Consider the following 15,318-nt stretch of genomic DNA (forward strand, 5'->3'; position numbering starts at 1 on the left):
CACCTTGCGTTACTGACGCTGGCTTGCGCCGTGATCTGCTCGCGCTTCGCTGAGAGGTTTTGTTAGCGGCTCTTAGTCTGTCCATTTGATAAGCACCCCTGCCACTGGGGGAGGGAATTTGTTACCCTGCACCATGATAAAAACGGTTGCCGTATGACTGCGAGCAACAGGTGAGGAGCAGGGCATGTTATTGAGTTTCTTGATCATCGCTTCAGGTTGGTGGCATATCCGTGCTGCCTATGGTTCAGACAGCCGCCAGTTCTATATCAGCAAGCCGCTTACCATGCTGCTTATCATCGCGTTGGCGTTCGGCTACCAGAGTTATGACCACGATGGTTCTCACGCCTGGATCCTGCTCGGCCTCTGCCTCTCGCTGGCGGGCGATGTGCTGCTGATGTTGCCAAGTGATCGCTTTATTCAGGGGTTGGCGGCATTTCTTGTCGCGCATCTCTGCTATATCGTCGGTTTTGCCCAAGGGCCATTGCTGCTCAATCTGGTGGATGGTTTGCTGCTGTTGCTGATCGCTGGCATGGTTTTTGGCCTGCTGTGGGGCAAGCTGGGGGAGATGCGGATCCCGGTCTTCTGCTACATGCTGGTGATCATCGGCATGGCCTGGGTGGCTGCCGGTGCCTGGCACGCCTCTCTCACAGCCGGTTCTGCCGCCGCTCTGGTGGGGGCGCTGATGTTCCTCTTCTCCGACAGCATGCTGGCGCTCGATCGCTTCCGCCGCCCCTTTCCCCACGCCCGCGCCTGGGTGATGAGTAGCTACTTCGCGGCGCAATTCCTGATTGCAGGGTCGCTGGCGGGATAACGCCTTCTGGTTGAGTGCAGGTAACAGATAACGAAAAACGGGCGCTTGCCCGTTTTTCGTTTTATGCCCGGCGTTTTTCACGCCTCTAGCGGTTCGGCATCCGCAGCCCGTGGGGCGGGGGATTTGAGCAACAGCATCAGGCCGCTGGCGATCAGCAGGAAGATCCCCATGATGTAGAACACCTGGTTGTAGGCCATGATGGCCGCTTCCCGGTTGATGGTATTGGCCAGCATGGCGTGGGCTTGCTGCTGGGCAATCTCGGGGCCTGAACCCTGCGCCATCATGCTCTGGGCCAGCTGCAGCAGATAGCTCTGCCCCTCGATACTGCTGGCGGCCAGAGTGCTGCCAATCTGCAGCACATGGGTGCGGGTATCGTTGTCGAGCAGGGTCGCGATGATAGCGATACCGAACGCACCACCGAGGTTGCGCAGCACGTTGAGCAGGGTCGAGGAGGAGGGGATCTCGTCGTGGTTCAGGCTGGCGGTGGCGACCAGGGAGAGCGGCACCATGATGAAGGGCTGCCCCAGCGCCCGCACGATCAGCGACTGGATCAGCTGCGGCCCGGCGTAGTCGGCACTCATGTTGACGTTCATAAAGCAGCTGACGGCGAAGATAAGGAAGCCGAAGCTCACCAGATAGCGCGGGTCTATCTTGTGGGTCAGCCTGGGCACCAGCGGTAGCACCAGCAGTTGCGGCAGCCCCATCCACATCAGTACCTCGCCGATCTCCAGCGCGTTGTAGTTGTGGATCTGGGTCATATAGAGCGGCAGCACATAGATGGAGCCCATCAACGCCATGCCGAGGATCAGATAGGCGAAGCAGGCCAGCGCGAAGCGCGGGTTGTGCAGCAGCCGCAGATTGACCAGCGGGTGACGGCGGATCAGCTGGCTGATGACGAAGAACACCAGCGCCACCGCCGAGATGACCGCCAGTCGCACGATGAAGCTTGAACCGAACCAGTCCTCCCGGTTGCCCTCTTCCAGTACCACCTCCAGCAAGCCGAGGCCGAGTGCCATGGTGACAATCCCGATGAGGTCTACCCGCTTGATCACGGCCCAGTCCACCGGTTTTTTATCAAGCCCGTGGGCCAGCATGGCCATCACCAGCAATCCTGGCGGCACGTTGAGATAGAAGATGTAGTGCCACGACATTTGCTCGGTGAGCCAGCCGCCGAGGGTCGGACCGATGGCGGGGGCGAAGGTGGCACAGAGACCGAACAGCGCCATGCCGGTGGCCCGCTTTTGTAGCGGCAACAGGGTGACGATGAGGGAGAAGGCCATCGGGATCAGCGCCCCGCCGGTGAAGCCCTGCAGCGCCCGGAAGACGATCATGCTGGTGAGGTTCCAGCTGAACGAGCAGAGCACGGAGGCAGCGATAAAGGCGCCGGTGGTCCAGAGCAGGTAACGGCGCACGCTCAGCCCCCGGCTCAGCCAGCCGCTCAGGGGGATGGCGATCATCTCCGCCACCAGATAGGAGGTGGAGATCCAGGAGCTTTCGCTCAGGGTGGCCGACAGGGCCCCCTGAATATCCTTCAGGGAGGCATTGGTGATCTGGATATCGAGGATGGCCATGAAGGCGCCGATAAGCCCCCCCATGACCGCGATCCAGTTGCGACGTGGAATGGGTTCCATCAGTTGGCAGCCACCACGGGCTCAGGAGTGCGGGTATCCACGATCACTTCGGTGGAGAGACCCGGCAGCAGCTTGCCTGCCAGCGGGCCCGGCTCGGGGATGCGGATCTTCACCGGTACCCGTTGCACGATTTTGGTGAAGTTGCCGGTGGCATTCTCCGGTGGCAGCAGGGCGAACTTGGCGCCGGTGGCCGGGGCCAGGCTGTCGATGATCCCCTCGACCGGTTGATCCGGGTAGGCATCGAGTACCACTTCGACCTTCTGGCCCGGCTGCATATGGGCGAGCTGGGTCTCCTTGAAGTTGGCCTCGACCCACACCTGCTGCAGCGGCACCAGGCTGGCGACCTGCATACCGGACTGGACGTAGAGCCCTTCCCGCAGGCTGCGCTTGCCGATGATGCCATCGGCCGGTGCCCGCAGTTCGGTGTAGCCGAGCTCCAGCTTGGCCTGCTCCAGTTGCGCTTCGCTCAACGCCAGCTTGGCCAGATTCTGTTTGCGCTCGGCATCCAGTACCAGCAGTCGCTCACGGGCTGCTTGCAGGGCGGCTTGGGCCTCCCGGGCTTGCGCCTGATTGACCTGCAGGCCGGCACGCACCTCGTCCAGACTGTCTTGCGAGCTGTAGTGGCGCTGGTTGAGCTGACTGATCCGGTTGACCTGCTGGCTGGCGCGTAGCTGTTCGGCCTTGGCGGAGGCGACCTTGGCCTCGGCTTGCTGGATCAGGCTCAGTTGTTGGGTGCGGGTGGCAGCCAGATTTTCGGCCGTCGCCTGATTGAGGCGCAGGTCGGCTTCGGCCTCCGCGACCCTGGTTTTGTATTCGCGATCATCGAGACGAGCGATCAGTTGGCCCGCTTTGACCGGCTGGTTGTCGGTGACCAGCACTTCGCGGATATAGCCGGGCAGCTTGGAGCTGATCCCGGTCACTTCACTTTGCAGATAGGCGTTGTCGGTGCTTTCAAAATAGCGGCCGTGAAGATACCAGTAACCGGCGAACAGCAGACCGAGCAGCGCCAATATCATGGCTGCCAGCAGGGGAATTTTTTTGTGTTGACTCATTTTTGTGATTCCTGAACTTAAGGGGCGCAGGCTAACACTGGTCAACTGTTTCGATTAGTATTGGTTCACGAGATATACAGTTTCACTGGTGCAACAATGGATCTCAATGCCGCGTTAATTCTGGTGCGTATCGTCGACAAGGGCTCGTTTACGGCGGCCGCCCGCGAGCTGGGGATGACCAAGGCGATGGTCAGCCGCCGCATCGCCGAGCTGGAACAGCGGCTCGGTGTGCGTCTGCTCTATCGCTCCACTCGTCAGCTCACTTTGACCGAGGAAGGGGAGAAGTACTACCTGCACTGTAGCAAGGCGGTCGATGCCCTGACCGAAGCCGAGCTCATGCTGAGCGCCAGCCAGCAGGAGGTAACCGGCACCCTCAAACTGGCGGTGCCTATCGAGACGGGGCAACTGGTGGTCGGGCGCTTGGTCGCCAAGTTTTTGCAGGCCTATCCCGCCCTGCAGGTGGAGCTGGAGCTGACCAACCGGGTGGTGGACCCCATCAGTGAAGGGTTGGATGCGGTGGTGCGGATTGGCGACATGAGCGACTCCAATCTGGCTGCACGCCGACTCTGGAGCACCGGGCGGCTGCTCTGTGCCAGCCCGGACTATCTGGCCCGCAGCCCGGTCATCGCGCGGCCGGAGGATCTGGCCAACCACGAGCGGGTGACGGTGAGCAGCGGGTTTCTCGCCTCTCACTGGTGCTTCGAGCTGGATGGCAGAGAGGTGCTGGTTGACCCCCCATCCCGTTTTCGGGTCAATAATATTACCTGTGCCCGGGAGGCGGCGAAGGCGGGGCTGGGGTTGGCCTCGTTACCCGCTATGCTCTGTCAGGATGAGCTGGCCAGCGGCGAGCTGGTGATCCTGCTGCCAGAGTGGCAGCAACCCAGGGTGCCGATTTATTTGCTGTTTCCGGAGCGGCAACTGATGCCGCGCAAGTTGCGGGCATTCATCGATTTCATGATTGAGAACGGCGCCGAGTTTGGCATCGACAAGCTGTTGTAAGGGGGAGCTATGGATAACTGGATCAATCTCTATCGCGCCTCACACACCCTGGAGGCGCACGCGTTGAAAGGGGCGCTGGAGGCGGAAGGGGTGCTGGTGCGCCTCAATGGCGAGGGACTGTCTGGCGCCCTTGGCGAGCTGCCGGTCGACATGTTGCAGGTGACCCTGATGGTGCGGGCCGAGGATCGCAGCAAGGCAGGACGGGTCATTGAGCGTTACCAGCAGCGTCAGGGTAACGGCTGGCTGTGCGGTCAGTGCGGGGAGGAGAACGGCGCCAACTTCGACGTCTGCTGGCGCTGTCACCACGATCCCCACGACAGCTGATCTTTCTTCCGCTAGCGCGGCGGGAACTCGATATCTTCCCCTGCGCTGGCATCGTGATAGGTCGCCAGATCCAGCTCGTTTTCGCTGCGGGCGATCAGCACCGACACCAGAATATCCCCCGATACGTTGACCGTGGTGCGCGCCATGTCGAGGATCCGGTCAATGCCTGCAATCAGTGCCACCCCTTCCAGCGGCAAGCCCACCGCCGTCAGGGTCAGGGTCAGCAGCATCAACCCGGTGCCAGGGGTACCTGCCGTACCGATACTGGCCAGGGTGGCGATGCTGATGATGGTCAGATAATCGACCATGTGCAGATCCACCCCGAATGCCTGAGCCACGAACAGCGCAGTCACTCCCTGATAGAGGGCTGTGCCATCCATGTTGATGGTGGCGCCGATGGGCAGCACCTTGGCGGTGATGGCGGGAGAGACTCCCAGCCGCTTCTCGGCGCAGGCCAGACTGATGGGCAGGGTGGAGTTGCTGGAGCTGCTGGTGAAGGCCACCGCCTGGGCATCAACGATGCTCTTGAAGTAGTGCAGTGGATTGAGCCGTGCCAGCAGGAGCAGCAGGGTGCTATAGACCCCGAGCACGTGCAGCAGGCAGCCGAGGTAGACGGCGCCGATCACCTTGAGCAGCGGCAGCAGCAGGTCGAGACCGTACTTGCCGGTCATCCAGGCCATCAGGGCGCAGACACCGTAAGGGGCGAGCGCCATCACCATCTGGGTCAGCTTGAACATCCCCTCGGCCAGCGAGGTGAAGAAGAGGATGGCGGGGCGGCCACGGCGACCGCTGGCATTGAGGGCGACCGCCAGCGCCACCGCAAAGACGATCACTTGCAGGATCTTGCCATCCACCATCGCCTGTACCGGGTTACTCGGCACCAGATGGCTCAGCACGCTGGCCAGGGTCGGGGGTTCCGACATGCCGATCCGCTCATAGGGGCCCATGTCGGCGCCCATGCCGGGCTCCAGCAGCCAGCCCATCATCAGGCCGATGCAGATGGCGATGGCGGTCGAGCAGAAGTAGAGGCAGATCGCCTTGCTGCCGATGCGATCGAGGGCCTTGCCCTTGAGCAGCGAGGTGAGACCGGCAATGACCGAACAGAAGATAAGGGGCACCATCAGCATCTGGATGGTGTTGACGAACAGGACGCCAAGGGGCTTGAGCAGCAGGGCTTGCTCTTCAAAGCCGACGCCCAGACCCACCCCTGTCAGCATGCCGATCAGGGTCTTGAGCCAGAGTGGTCGGCGGGTCCAGATCTGCCAGGGCTTGAGAGCCTCTCCATGGAACAGCATGACGCCAATATCCTTATACATTGTCTGCGATGGCCAAAAAGGGGCGCCAGTGTAGCGATCCCTGACGCGGGTTGCCACATTATCGACAAAGCGGTGGCGGTGACCACTCCCCTGACCAGGTAATGCGCAATTTATTGGCCTATATCAAGATCCCTCCGGGCGTGGAGATATTTAATTGGCATTAAATATGTTCATTATTGAGGTGAGAGATGTCGCAATCGGTTCATGGTCACGAAGTGATGGAGATGATGTTGGCACAAGGGGGGCAATTTACCCGTGCCAGCCTGAAACAGGCGATGGCCGAGCGGTTCGGTGCCGAGGCCCGTTTTCATACCTGTAGCGCCAGCGAGATGGATGCAGAAGCGCTGATCGACTTTCTGGCTGCCCGCGGCAAATTCATCGACTCGGCCGAGGGTTTCCAGACCCGTGCCGACAAGATCTGCAACCACGGTTAACCCCGCAGCGAGCGCATCATGGCGCTCGCTCAATTCTTCGCCCTTTGCTATATTTCGCCCCCTCTCTTTTCCCTATTCAGGGCGTAGCCCGGGCGTTGTATGGATACTTTCTCTGCCGCAGTCATGCTGTTTCTGATCATGGACCCGCTGGGCAACCTGCCGGTCTTCCTCTCTATCCTGCGTCATATCGATCCCAAGCGACGTCGCAAGGTGATGATCCGCGAGCTGCTCTTCTCGCTGGCCATCATGATGCTGTTCCTGTTCGTTGGTCAGCAGATCCTTGGCTTCCTCAACCTGCGGCAGGAGGCGGTCAGCATTGCGGGGGGCATTATCCTGTTCCTGATCGCCATCAAGATGATCTTCCCGAGTGAGGGGGGCGTGACCGGGCTGGCGGCGGGCGAGGAGCCCTTCCTGGTGCCGATGGCGATCCCGATGATCGCCGGTCCGTCGATCCTCGCCTCCTTGATGCTGCTGGCCAATCAGGAGCCGACCCGGATGGTGGACTGGTCGCTGGCACTCTTTCTGGCCTGGGCCGCCAGCGCGGTGATCCTGATGTTCTACGAGGTATTCAACAAGCTGCTGGGTGAGCGGGGACTCACTGCGGTGGAGCGGTTGATGGGCATGCTGTTGGTGATGATCTCGGTCCAGATGTTGCTGGACGGGGTACATCACTATCTGGCGGTGACCGGTCAGGGCTGAGCGGTTTACATATTGAAGTGAATGAAACGGGGCTACGCAGAGCCCCGTTTTTTGTGCCGCCGAGAAGGCGTGCCGTCACCCGTGAGTGGTCGCTGCAGGTTCCAGTTTGCTCATGATGAGGGAGAGCAGCAGCTCCCGCAGCCAGCGGTGGCCCGGATCCTCGCTGTGACGCTGATGCCAGATGAGCAGATGGGAGATGCTGTCCAACCCGATGGGCAGCGGCAGCTGCAACAGCGGATAGACCTGGGTGGCGTGGCGGGCGTAGAGCCGGGAGAGGGTCACTATCATGTCGGAGTGCATCCCCATCCGCAGCGCCGCCTCGAAGGAGGGAACGGTTGCCTCGATACGTCGGTAGAGATCCTGCTCTGCCAGCTTGTGATCCAGCATCCAGCGGTCCCGCCCCTCGCAGTAAGTCTGCACATGGGGATAGCTGAGGTAGTGCTCCAGATTCCAGTTGGGCTCCCGCAGCGCGGGGTGGTGCTGCTGCACCAGACAGGTGAGATCATCGACCGCCAGCACTCGCTGACAGATGCTGTCGGGCAGGGTATCGAGCCGATAATCGGAGCTGATGCAGTTCTCCCGCACCGCGAAGGCGATGTCCACCTGTCCCTGACTCATCTCGGTCAGGCTGTTCTCGGTCCACTCCTCGTAGCGCAAGCGGATCCGTGGTGCCTGCCGCTTCAGCTCGCTCAGGTAGAGAGGGGCAAACAGGGTGAAGGCGCTGTCCATGCTGGCGATGACGAACTCCCGCTCCGAGCTGGCGGGGTCGAACTCGGGCGGCTGGATCAGGTTGTCCAGCGACAGCAGGATGGGTTGCAACTGCTGTTGCAGCGCAAGGGCGCGGCCGGTGGGTTCCAGCCCATAGGCGGAGCGGATGAAGAGGGGATCATTGAAGGTATCGCGCAGACGGCCGAGGGCTTTGCTGACGGCGGACTGGCTCAGATGAAGGCGGCGTGCGGCCTTGCTGCCATTGCGCTCTTCCAGCAGTACTTGCAGGATAATCAGCAAATTGAGGTCGATGCGACCCAGTTGTTCCAGCAGCATGATATGAATCCTCTTCAATTCTAAGATGAATTTATACCATTTGTTTTCATATCTTGGCGATCTTATCCTCGAATGGTCTCAGGTTCGCATGAACCACTGGTACAGGATGTAGCGGTTGAGGGGACATGTAGCACAATCAATATGGCGACCTCAGGGTCGCCCTATTTTTTGGCTATGATTTATTTGCTCACTTGCACCTGCCTTGATTTTGCCCAACAATCCCTGCGCTCTATTTTGATACAAGTAACAGATATCTCTTTGTGAGGGAGTATCCCTATGGGACTCGGTGGAATTCATATCTGGCATATGCTGATCCTCTTGCTGGTCGTTGTGCTGGTCTTCGGCAGCAAGCGTCTTGCCAGTGCAGGTGAGGATCTGGGTACCGCCATCAAAGATTTTCGCAAGGCGATGCGTGACGACGCAAATCATCCGAAATAAGCAGTAGGAGTAGAAAATGTCTGTAGACGAGAAAGTTGAACTGAACGAAACCTGTGACAGCTGCGGCTGTTTTGCCGAGATCGGCACCATCATCGGCGAAGGCGACGATGTGATGGATCTGGTTATTGAAGCCGCTGCCGAGGCGGATGCCCGCGCCAAGCTGGCTGCCTATGAAGCACTGGCCAAACAGGTCACTGCCGAAGCTCAAGTGAGCAGCGAACTGACCCAGGGCGCCAACGGCGTGATCCTGAAAGCCCGCCTGCAATTCACCTGCACCGCCGAAAAACTGATTTTCGAAATGCGTGCCCGCTCTATCTGAGTTGTCTGATAACGCGGCAGGTTTGCCTGCCGTGTTGACCCTTCTGCTGTGGGTCGGCGTTCTATAGTTACTCTATCCCACAGACGTTTTTGCCCGGCGCGAGTCGGCCAACAGAAGGCGCAAACATCATGACGCAGCGATGGATTTCTGCCCCCAATCCCACCCTCTATCGTGATCCGTGCTGCCAACAGGCAGCAGGCGTGACCTCAGCACAGGGGCAGCCATCGTGATGCGACGCTGGATCTGGGCTCTGCTGGCCCTCTGCTGTTTTCCCCTGCTGGCGGCTGAACTCAAGCCACAGCGTCTGCCCCAACCCGGGGACCTCGAAAGCATTCTGCAAAAGCGCGAACTCAGGGCGCTGGTGGTCTATGAGCGCGGCTTCTATTTTCTCGATCGTGGCGCCCAGTACGGCATTCTGGTCAATCAGCTGCAAGGGTTCGAGCGCTGGCTGAACAAGACCTATCTCGCCAAAGAGAAGGTCAAACTCAAGGTGGTCTACATCCCGGTGCGTCAGGACAAGCTGCTGGACTATCTGACCGAGGGGCGTGGCGATCTGGTGGCGGCGACCATGACGGTGACCCCGACCCGGCGTGAACAGGTGGCCTTCTCCCGGCCGCTCATCTCTTCCATCGAGGAGTGGGTGGTGAGCCAGCAGAGCCTGCCTGCCTTCAGCCGTATTACCCAGCTCTCCGGCAGGCGGGTCTGGGTGCGCGCCAGCTCCAGCTACTACGAGAGTCTGCGTCAGCTCAACTGGCTGTTTCGCGAGCTGGGGCTGCCCCCCGTCTATATCGAGACGGTGCCCGAATACCTGCAGGATGGCGATCTGCTGGAGATGGTGGCCGCTGGCATTATTCCCCTGACGGTGACCGACAGCTACAAGGGGCGGATCTGGCTGGGTGGCATGATCTCCGGCCTCAAGGCTCACAAGTTGATCCCCCTGCGCAGCAAGGGCACCAGCGCCTGGGCGCTACGAAAGAACAGCCCCGAGCTGCTCAAGGCGGTCAATGGCTTTCTGGCGAGTGTCAGCCGCAACAGCCTCTACAGCGACATGACCCTGCGTCGCTTACTGGTTCGCAGCGATCAGATGAGCAATATCCTGGCGCCGGATCCTATGGGGCGCCTCGCGACCATTCGCAAGGTGCTGGAGAAGTACGCCAATCAATATGATCTCGACTGGCTGATGCTGGCGGCGCTTGGCTACAAGGAGTCCGGCCTCAATCCCAAGGCGCGCTCGCCCAAGGGGGCCGTGGGCCTCATGCAGCTGCTGCCCAGCACAGGGCGGGAAGTCGGCATCAACGGCGCCAGACTCACCACGCTGGAGGGAAATGTGGAGGCCGCCTGTCGCTACATGCGGTTGATCCTCGATACCTACTTCAATGATCCCAAGCTGGATCGGCTCAACCGCCACCTGTTTGCCCTCGCCGCCTACAACGCCGGGCCGAACCGGGTGCAGGCGCTGCGAGGCAAGGCGGAGAAACTGGGACTCGATCCCAACGTCTGGTTCGGTAACGTGGATCAGCTGGTGGCCAACGAAGTCGGACAGGGGCCGATCAACTATGTCGGCACCATCTACAAGTACTACGTGGCCTATCGTTTCAGCCTGCCCCAGATCGAGGGCAAGGCTGCCGCTATCGAAGCGGCTCAGCCCTGAGCCGGTTGACCGGCAGGGTCGCCTGCACGGTCGGCAATTGCCAGCCACCGTCCCTGTGTTGCAAAAACCAGTGAGCAGGGCCGGTGGCCGGGATGAGATCTGGCTGGCTGAGCTGGCCCAGATAGCGCAACATCGGGGTATCATGCAGTTCCATCAGCAACTCCTTTTGAATATGTGAAGAGGCTCGCCAGCGTTATGACACCCGGCCATGACAGCAGGATGACACCATGATCCCCGGATCCTTTGCCCTGATCGACGATCCCCAGCTGGCGCTGAAGGTGCGTTGTCACTGGATCCGTCATGCCCGCGAGCGGATCCAGGCGCAGTACTACAGCTGGGAGGAGGACAGCAGCGGCAAGCTGCTGCTGAGCGAGCTGCTTCACGCCGCCCGGCGCGGCGTCAAGGTGCAGCTGCTGGTGGATGATCTCTATGCCGGTGACAACCGCTTTCTGGAGATGGTGGCTCACTACCCGGGGATCGAGGTGCGGCTGTTCAACCCCTTCTGGCTGCGGGGCTGGCGCCCGCTGGCACTGCTGCTGGAGGGGCTGCTCAGCTTTCGCCGCATCAACCACCGGATGCACAACAAGCTGCTGCTGGTGGATGGCAAGCTGGCGCTGATCGGCGGGCGCAACATCGGTGATCGCTACTTCGGTCTGGATCCGCAGGCTCCCTTCGTGGATCTCGATCTCGCCTGTCAGGGGGGACTGTGCCAGCAGATGGCACAGGGGTTTGAGCAGTTCTGGCACAGCCGCTGGAGTCACCCCATCCGCCATCTGCTGCGCCGCGAGCTGCTGCCCGCTGAAATAGAGGTGGTCAACGACTTCCTGTTTACCATGACGGATCCGGCGGTGGCGACGGTTTACGATCTGCCTGCAGCGCTGTTTGACGAGCGCGCTTTGCCGCTGCAATGGCATGAGGGGCGGGCCGAGGTGTGGTTCGACCGTCCCGGCAAGGGGCTGATCTCCCGCCCCACCACTGCCCGCCAGCTTTGGCGCCAGCTGGCTGACAATCCCGGCTCGCTGGGGTTGGTGACCCCTTACCTCATCCTTACTCGCGGGTTCCGGCACCGTCTGGCGCGGCTGCGCCAGCAGGGGGTCGCCATCGACATTCTCACCAACTCGCTGGCCAGCACCGATGTGCCGCTGGTCTATGGCGCCTACCAACGTTATCTCGGCTGGTTGCTGCGGCGCGGGATCCGGGTCGCCGAGTTTGACCATGGCCACGGCAGCCTGCACGCCAAGCTGATCCTGCTGGGGGAGGAGCGGGCGCTGTTTGGCAGCCTCAACCTCGATCCCCGCTCGCTGTTTCTCAATACCGAGCTGATGCTGCATCTGCACTGCCCGCCGATCTGCGAGGCGCTGCGAACGTGGCTGGCTCGCTGGCAGGAGCAGGCGGGTGGATTGCCGCGCAAACCCGAGGGGTGGCCAAGGCGACTGATAGCCCGCCTGAGCGACTGGTTGCCACTGCGGCGTTGGCTGTGAGGCGGCCATTTTTTGTGCGAGATCTCGCAAAGCCTTGTAAGCCATTGCTGATGCCCTTTGCGGGTGAATAACCATGCATGAATCTATCTTGCTGTTTTATAACAATTTAGCGGTGATGATAAGGCTGTTTTTTGTACTCCGATGTGAATGGAATTGGCATAAAAACGTTTTTTATTTTGTTTTTATGCGTAATATTTCAGTTGCAAGGACAAACACGGTGGCTTGTCTGCCGTGTGGACGAAGGTTGTAACGGGTAGCTGGCCAGTTGCATCGCTGCAATTGGCGCTCACTTCAGATGGGTCGCGAACTATCGTAAAGTGAAACAGAGACCCGGTGTGGCCGGACTCCAATATGGAACATGCTATTTGCGAGGGGGTGACATGGACATGTCACCCCACTTTTTTGGCCGCTCGCCACCGTTTACCTTTTTCCATGACTGTTGCTCATCGTAAGAGCCGCAGAGGGCAAGGCAATAAAAAGAGGGCCGCAATAGCGGCCCTCGGTCTCATCTGCCCGGTGGATTAACCGGCCTTGACGCTGCGGCGACGTTGCAGCCAGACGATCGCCCCGAACAGCAGGAAGCCCGGGATCCACATCCACTCCTTGGTCCAGCGCTCGGTCGGCGCCTTGACGGTGAGGATCTCCTGATCGAACTCCAGTCCCATGGTGGCGGCCGGGCTGCCAAAGGCGACGTTGTCGATCAGCGTCTTGCCATCCTGCTCATAGAGGCTCAGCCCCAGATTGGCCAGCCGCTCTTCGCCATTCGCCCCATCCGGTACGGCGACCAGCAGGGTGAACTTGCGTGGCTTGCCCACTGCATCTTCACCGAGGATCCGCAGCCGCAGGGTGCTCTCCGCCTCCACTTCACCCATGGTTTGGGCCAGCTGGGCAGGCGGGGTCTCGCGATAGGGATCGTGCACCATGTCCATCCAGAAACCCGGGCGGAACAGGGTAAAGGCGACCAGTAACAGCAGCACGCTCTCGTACCAGCGGCTCTTCACCAGGAACCAGCCCTGGGTGGCGGCGGCGAAGATCAGCATGGCGATGGTCGCCACGATGAAGATCAGCACGCCGTGGGCGAAGTCCACGTCGATCAGCAGCAGATCGGTGTTGAAGATAAACAGGAACGGCAGCGCCGCGGTACGCAGGCTGTAGTAAAACGCCGTGATCCCAGTCTTGATGGGATCGCCCTTGGAGACAGCGGCAGCAGCGAAGGAAGCTAGCCCCACCGGCGGCGTCACATCCGCCATGATGCCGAAGTAGAAGACGAACAGGTGCACCGCGATAAGCGGCACGATCAGCCCGTTTTGCTGCCCCAGCGTCACCACCACCGGTGCCAGCAGGCTGGACACCACGATGTAGTTGGCGGTGGTGGGCAGCCCCATGCCAAGGATCAGGCTCAGCAGGGCGGTCAGCAGCAGCATCAGCAGCAGGTTGCCCATGGAGAGGAACTCCACCAGATCAGCCAGCACCAGACCAACCCCGGTCTGGGAGACCGCACCCACGATAATCCCCGCGGTGGCGGTGGCAATGCCGATACCGATCATGTTGCGGGCACCGGCGACCAGCCCTTCCCGCAGATCCACCACGCCGTCAGCGACGGTTCCGTAGTCATGCTTGCCGTCCTTGCGCAGCCAGTTGAGCAGCGGGCGCTGAGTCAGCAGGATGATCACCAGCATCACGGTACCCCAGAAGGCCGACAGCCCCGGCGAGAGGCGTTCCACCATCAGGCACCATACCAGTACTACCACCGGCAGCAGGAAGTGCAGGCCGGAGAGCAGCACGGCGCGGGTGTTGGGCAACTCGGTGAGCGGCTTGTCGGGATCTTCGGCAGGCAGCGGTTCATTGCTGGCGGCGATCTTCAACAGGGCCACATAGGTGGCAGCCAGCAGTACCGAGATCCCCGGCAGGGCGTAGTCACCCAAAGCAGGTTTGAGCCAGCCGAGGCCATAGTAGACCGCCAGTGACAGGCCGCTGATGAGGGCCGCGCCAAAGGCAAAACCGGTCAGGCGGCGCAGCCAGGGCTTGGGTTGATGGTTGCCGATGGGCTGCATGCCCAGTTTCAACGCCTCCAGATGGACGATGTAGAGCAGCGCTATGTAGGAGATGGCGGCAGGCAGGAAGGCGTGCTTGATGATCTCCACATAGGGGATGCCCACGTATTCGACCATCAGGAAAGCCGCAGCCCCCATCACCGGCGGCATGATCTGGCCGTTGACCGAGGAGGCCACTTCCACTGCCCCCGCTTTCTCTGAACTGAAGCCCACCTTCTTCATCATCGGGATGGTGAAGGTGCCGGTGGTCACCACGTTGGCAATCGACGAGCCGGAAATCAGACCGGTCAGGCCGGAGGCGACCACTGCTGCCTTGGCCGGGCCGCCGCGCAGGTGACCGAGCAGGCTGAAGGCGAGCTGGATAAAGTAGTGACCGGCACCGGCCCGCTCCAGCAGGGCACCGAACAGCACGAACAGAAACACGAAGCTGGTGGAGACGCCAAGGGCGATGCCGAACACCCCTTCAGTGGTGATCCACTGGTGGTTGGCCAGCGCGGTAAAGCCTACCCCGCGATGTGCCAGCAGTCCCGGCATCCAGGGGCCCGCCAGGCTGTAGATCAGAAAGACGATGGCGATGACCGCCAGTGCCGGCCCCAGGGCGCGGCGCGCCGCTTCCAGCAGCAGCGGAATGCCGATGCAGGCGGTCACCAGATCGGCGGTGGTGAGGGTGCCGGGACGCAGTGCCAGCGCTTCATACATCACAAACAGGTAAGAGGCGGCGCCAGCAGCGATCAGGCCGAGGGCGATATCGCCGAGGGGAACCCGATCCCGCGGCGAGGAGCGAAATGCCGGGAACACCAGAAAAGCGAGCAACAGAGCAAAGGTGAGGTGAATGGAGCGGGTTTCGGTGTCATTGAGTACGCCAAACCCCACCATGAAGGGGAGTGGCGAGGCGATCCAGAGCTGGAACAAGGACCAGGCCAGCGCCAGCGTGGTGATGATCCAGCCCAGCGGGCCCAGCGGCAGGCGAGCGCCCACGTCCTGGGCGATCAGTTCCTCGGTAGAGAGTTGTTTATCTTGCATAGGGTTAACTTGTGCCAACGAGTACAACAAGAGCGACACCCG

Annotated in this window: 15 protein-coding genes; 9 read left to right on the plus strand and 6 right to left on the minus strand. The window is 60.9% G+C overall.

Features of this window, described 5'->3' with window-relative positions:
- The first annotated feature begins 184 nt into the window (after window positions 1-184).
- Window positions 185-811: a lysoplasmalogenase gene (locus NOM06_RS11435; protein ID WP_005348507.1), complete on the plus strand. Its 627-nt coding sequence runs from the start codon at window positions 185-187 to the stop codon at window positions 809-811.
- 77 nt (window positions 812-888) lie between these two features.
- Here the strand turns inward: NOM06_RS11435 and NOM06_RS11440 are convergent, their stop codons facing one another.
- Together NOM06_RS11440 and NOM06_RS11445 are read right to left on the minus strand one after the other, a co-directional pair.
- Window positions 889-2,442, minus strand: a complete 1,554-nt coding sequence (locus tag NOM06_RS11440) for a DHA2 family efflux MFS transporter permease subunit (RefSeq protein ID WP_255911676.1) — start codon at window positions 2,440-2,442, stop codon at window positions 889-891.
- Window positions 2,442-3,494, minus strand: a complete 1,053-nt coding sequence (locus NOM06_RS11445; RefSeq protein WP_108612463.1) for an HlyD family secretion protein — start codon at window positions 3,492-3,494, stop codon at window positions 2,442-2,444. Before NOM06_RS11445 ends, NOM06_RS11440 begins: the two co-directional genes overlap by 1 nt.
- 96 nt (window positions 3,495-3,590) lie before the next feature.
- Here NOM06_RS11445 and NOM06_RS11450 point away from each other — a divergent pair, with 96 nt between their 5' ends.
- The gene (locus NOM06_RS11450) at window positions 3,591-4,493 is read left to right on the plus strand and encodes a LysR family transcriptional regulator (RefSeq protein ID WP_255911677.1); all 903 of its coding nucleotides are present in this window, start codon (window positions 3,591-3,593) and stop codon (window positions 4,491-4,493) included.
- Window positions 4,494-4,502: 9 nt separating this feature from the next.
- Window positions 4,503-4,817 carry a DUF2007 domain-containing protein gene (locus NOM06_RS11455; RefSeq protein WP_005339933.1) on the plus strand — a complete coding sequence of 105 codons (315 nt, stop codon included), beginning with the start codon at window positions 4,503-4,505 and terminating at the stop codon, window positions 4,815-4,817.
- 11 nt (window positions 4,818-4,828) lie between these two features.
- Here NOM06_RS11455 and NOM06_RS11460 read toward each other — a convergent pair whose 3' ends face one another.
- Entirely contained in the window at window positions 4,829-6,112 is a 1,284-nt protein-coding gene (locus NOM06_RS11460) for a dicarboxylate/amino acid:cation symporter (RefSeq protein WP_040069539.1), read from the minus strand.
- Between the two features lie 209 nt (window positions 6,113-6,321).
- On the opposite strand from NOM06_RS11460, the gene NOM06_RS11465 reads away from it, so the two are divergent.
- Together NOM06_RS11465 and NOM06_RS11470 are read left to right on the plus strand one after the other, a co-directional pair.
- Window positions 6,322-6,567: a YecH family metal-binding protein gene (locus NOM06_RS11465; protein WP_005357633.1), complete on the plus strand. Its 246-nt coding sequence runs from the start codon at window positions 6,322-6,324 to the stop codon at window positions 6,565-6,567.
- Between the two features lie 99 nt (window positions 6,568-6,666).
- Window positions 6,667-7,266 carry a YhgN family NAAT transporter gene (locus tag NOM06_RS11470; RefSeq protein ID WP_139735873.1) on the plus strand — a complete coding sequence of 200 codons (600 nt, stop codon included), beginning with the start codon at window positions 6,667-6,669 and terminating at the stop codon, window positions 7,264-7,266.
- A 75-nt stretch (window positions 7,267-7,341) separates the two neighbouring features.
- Here the strand turns inward: NOM06_RS11470 and NOM06_RS11475 are convergent, their stop codons facing one another.
- Window positions 7,342-8,310, minus strand: coding sequence for a LysR family transcriptional regulator (locus NOM06_RS11475; RefSeq protein WP_005357635.1), 969 nt, complete (start codon window positions 8,308-8,310; stop codon window positions 7,342-7,344).
- A 276-nt stretch (window positions 8,311-8,586) separates the two neighbouring features.
- Between NOM06_RS11475 and tatA the strand changes: the two genes are divergently transcribed.
- The 3 genes from tatA to NOM06_RS11490 all read left to right on the plus strand — a co-directional run bounded on the left by tatA (window position 8,587) and on the right by NOM06_RS11490 (window position 10,718).
- Window positions 8,587-8,748, plus strand: coding sequence for a twin-arginine translocase TatA/TatE family subunit (gene tatA, locus NOM06_RS11480; RefSeq protein ID WP_005339944.1), 162 nt, complete (start codon window positions 8,587-8,589; stop codon window positions 8,746-8,748).
- Window positions 8,749-8,764: 16 nt separating this feature from the next.
- Entirely contained in the window at window positions 8,765-9,067 is a 303-nt protein-coding gene (locus NOM06_RS11485) for a YfcZ/YiiS family protein (RefSeq protein WP_005339945.1), read from the plus strand.
- Between the two features lie 229 nt (window positions 9,068-9,296).
- The gene (locus tag NOM06_RS11490) at window positions 9,297-10,718 is read left to right on the plus strand and encodes a lytic transglycosylase F (RefSeq protein ID WP_255911678.1); all 1,422 of its coding nucleotides are present in this window, start codon (window positions 9,297-9,299) and stop codon (window positions 10,716-10,718) included.
- Here the strand turns inward: NOM06_RS11490 and NOM06_RS11495 are convergent.
- Window positions 10,696-10,872 (minus strand): hypothetical protein, encoded by a 177-nt coding sequence (locus tag NOM06_RS11495; protein ID WP_005339947.1) that lies wholly within the window; start codon window positions 10,870-10,872, stop codon window positions 10,696-10,698. The genes NOM06_RS11490 and NOM06_RS11495 overlap by 23 nt on opposite strands.
- Before the next feature lie 73 nt (window positions 10,873-10,945).
- Here NOM06_RS11495 and NOM06_RS11500 point away from each other — a divergent pair, with 73 nt between their 5' ends.
- Complete coding sequence (locus NOM06_RS11500) at window positions 10,946-12,199, plus strand: phosphatidylserine/phosphatidylglycerophosphate/cardiolipin synthase family protein (RefSeq protein WP_255911679.1); 1,254 nt, start codon at window positions 10,946-10,948, stop codon at window positions 12,197-12,199.
- Between the two features lie 521 nt (window positions 12,200-12,720).
- On the opposite strand, the gene NOM06_RS11505 is transcribed toward NOM06_RS11500, so the two are convergent.
- On the minus strand, window positions 12,721-15,276 hold the full coding sequence (locus NOM06_RS11505) for a TRAP transporter permease (RefSeq protein WP_139443091.1): 2,556 nt from the start codon (window positions 15,274-15,276) through the stop codon (window positions 12,721-12,723).
- Window positions 15,277-15,318 lie beyond the last annotated feature (42 nt).

The sequence above is a fragment of the Aeromonas sp. JL9 genome, assembly GCF_024436075.1.
GTDB classification, from domain to species: domain Bacteria; phylum Pseudomonadota; class Gammaproteobacteria; order Enterobacterales; family Aeromonadaceae; genus Aeromonas; species Aeromonas veronii.